The sequence below is a fragment of the bacterium genome, from assembly GCA_035530055.1.
Taxonomy (GTDB): Bacteria; UBA6262; WVXT01; order WVXT01; family WVXT01; genus WVXT01.
The window spans coordinates 1-2,192 of the sequence record DATKVN010000053.1; the positions used below are offsets into that span (position 1 = coordinate 1).

3 protein-coding genes are annotated in these 2,192 nt (G+C 40.5%); all 3 read right to left on the reverse strand.

The window, feature by feature from the left end; translation table 11 throughout:
• The coding region (locus tag VMW39_04570) for a chromate transporter (protein ID HUW23286.1) at positions 1-519 on the reverse strand (519 nt) is incomplete at its 3' end.
• Complete coding sequence (locus VMW39_04575) at positions 506-1,423, reverse strand: DUF1385 domain-containing protein (protein ID HUW23287.1); 918 nt, start codon at positions 1,421-1,423, stop codon at positions 506-508. The genes VMW39_04575 and VMW39_04570, both read right to left, overlap by 14 nt.
• Before the next feature lie 117 nt (positions 1,424-1,540).
• Positions 1,541-1,816, reverse strand: a complete 276-nt coding sequence (gene rpmE / locus VMW39_04580; GenBank protein HUW23288.1) for a 50S ribosomal protein L31 — start codon at positions 1,814-1,816, stop codon at positions 1,541-1,543.
• Between the last annotated feature and the right edge of the window lie 376 nt (positions 1,817-2,192).

Here is a 2,192-nt window from a genome sequence, read left to right on the forward strand (position 1 = left end):
GTATATCAACACTCCTAACACTCCACAAAGAATGATCAACCATATGGGATGTATCCTTAAATAAAGCACAGCAAGAAATACCAAGGTGGCAGTGATGCCGGCTTTCCAGTCAATAATCATTCCCCCCTTGGCTAAACTGAACAGAGTTGCAGCAATAAGACCAATTACTGCAGGCCGGATTCCTCTGAAAGCTCCCTCCACCAGGGGATGGGTTCTATAAGTATAAAAGAATGTAGCCACAAGCAGAATAATCAAGAATGCGGGTAAGACTACACCAATGGTAGCAAATAATCCTCCCCAAAAGCCAGCAAGTTTATACCCGATGAATGTAGCCGAGTTTACGGCAATTGGCCCGGGTGTCATCTCAGCAACAGCTATAATATCGATGAACTCCTCTGACGTCAGCCAGTTCCGCATCTCGATAACTTCTTTTTGCACCAGAGGAATTGCGACATAACCGCCGCCAAACATGAAAAGTCCGATCTTTAGAAAAGTCAAGAAAAGTTTAACGTATAACATCAGATTCCCTTTTTTCAGCTTCCAGAACTCCCTTTAGAGCTGCTAAAGCCACCTCAATCTGTCCATCCGAGGGCTGCCTTGTAGTCAGCCTCTGGAGCCATAGATTAGGAGCAATCAGAAACTTAACCAGTGTACGAGTTCTAAATCGGGCAACCAATTTTATTATTTCATAAGCAATACCCGCAATGAAAGGTAACAGTGCCAATCTCATCAGGAACTTTTCAAGAATTGTAGTGGGTTTGAAAAGTGAAAATACAAAAACTGCCAGCACCATCACTACTAATAAGAAACTCGTACCACAGCGAGGATGGAGAATAGCATGCTTTCGGACATTTTCTATTTTTAACTCATTGCCAGCCTCATAAGCATAAGCTGCTTTGTGTTCAGCACCATGATATTGAAATAGTTTCTGGATATCCTTAAGAAAAGATATCACCAAAATATATAAAAGAAAAATGGATATTCTAATTGCTCCATCAACTAAGTTGAAAAGAAAAGGACTTTCAAACGTCAACACCTCGCGTCGCAGGTATTCTGTAATCCCCAGCGGTAAAACGAAGAAAAGAAAAAACCCGACTACTAAGGAGAAAATCATCGTGCCCGCTAACATCCAGGGGTTAGCCTTCAATTTTTCCGCGCGCTGGTTACTATCCTTCTCCACACTTTCCCTGGAGAAAATATCTGCAGAATATGTCAGACTTTTTATGCCAATTACCAATGTGTCCAAGAGGACAAATACTCCTCTCACGAGAGGGACTTTCGAGAAAAATAACTTCTCAGTCCATTTGCTTTTTGTTTCCTTCTTTACTATAATCTCTCCATCTTTCAAACGTAAGGCAATAGCATAGTAGTGAGGGGAACTCATCATTACCCCTTCAATTACTGCCTGACCACCGATATTCATATATAACTCTCGTTTCCTCTCAAAAACCCCAATAAAAAGATACCCCGTTTCCCGGGGCCCTTACCAACCGGGCAAGAATATCCTTCCAAACTCCCGCCCGGCTTCATTATATTTTAGCTATGCAGGCTTTTTCTTGCTTTTCTTTTTACTGGGTGTCTTCTTAATTTTTGTTTTTTTCCGCACGGTCTTTCCAGCCGTTTTAGTATATCGCTGTTTAAACTTTTCCACCCTCCCTGCTGTATCGACCAATTTTTGTTTACCTGTAAAAAATGGATGGCAAGCAGAACAGATCTCCACACGAATATCCTTCACTGTTGAGCGAGTATGGATCACATTTCCGCAGGCACAAGTAATTGTGGTTTCAAAATATTTAGGATGTATTTTCTCTTTCATCTCCGTTTTCTCCTCTCTAAGATCTGTTCCTTAAACCCCTTCCTTTCGGGAGGACTCCAAAAAATTCTGATACTTTAAAATCAGTTCCACCTTTAACTATAATAAACTAAGTTATTTCTGTCAAACTACTTTTTCTTCTTATGACGCATCTTTCTCAGGAACTTTTTCCGCTTGTGAGTACGAATCTTCTGCAATTTGCGTCTTCTCCCTTTAGGCATTTTCTTATCTCCTTTCAATCAGCTTATGCTTGTATTATTCTTCTAAACTTCCTTCTTCCCACTTGTACTATATATTCCCTGTCCATTAACAAATCCATATCAGAATCTTTTATTCTTTTCTGATTTATCTTTACGCTCCCCTGGGTGATTTGCCTCTT

What these genes read in the sequence shown, in the direction of transcription:
- rpmE (HUW23288.1), bottom strand. Translation starts at nt 1,816, where the DNA reads ATGAAAGAGAAAATACATCCTAAATATTTTGAAACCACAATTACTTGT.
- VMW39_04575 (HUW23287.1), bottom strand. Translation starts at nt 1,423, where the DNA reads ATGAATATCGGTGGTCAGGCAGTAATTGAAGGGGTAATGATGAGTTCC.